1 protein-coding gene is annotated in these 417 nt (G+C 64.7%); it reads left to right on the plus strand.

Annotated features, from left to right (window positions below; translation table 11 throughout):
- Nucleotides 1–19 precede the first annotated feature (19 nt).
- Nucleotides 20–417: AMP-binding protein (locus IG74_RS47365; protein WP_324607548.1), on the plus strand; the 398-nt coding region annotated here is incomplete at its 3' end.

Consider the following 417-nt stretch of genomic DNA (forward strand, 5'->3'; position numbering starts at 1 on the left):
GTTGCTGATTTCGCGGGGTGTGGGTGCGGAGTCTCTGGTTGCGGTCTGTATAGAGCGTTCTAGTGACTTGGTCGTATCACTCCTCGCGGTGCTGAAGGCTGGCGGCGCGTACGTGCCGATCGATCCGCAGTACCCGGCTGACCGCATCGCGTACGTGTTGGAGGACGCGCGACCTGCCCTGGTGCTTGCCAACCAGGCGACGGAGGGTGTCATTCCGGCAGGGGCGGACGGCCCGGCGCGCGTGGTGGTGGACGCGCCTGAGGTAGTGGCGCAGTTGGAGGCGCTGTCCGCTGAGCCTGTTAGCTCTGTGGAGGTCTCGCCGTCGCATGTGGCGTATGTGATTTATACGTCGGGTTCGACGGGGCGTCCGAAGGGTGTGGCGGTTCCGCATGGGAATGTGGTGGCGCTGTTTGGTGG

It is taken from the genome of Streptomyces sp. NRRL B-1347, assembly GCF_000720325.1.
Classification (GTDB): domain Bacteria; phylum Actinomycetota; class Actinomycetes; order Streptomycetales; family Streptomycetaceae; genus Streptomyces.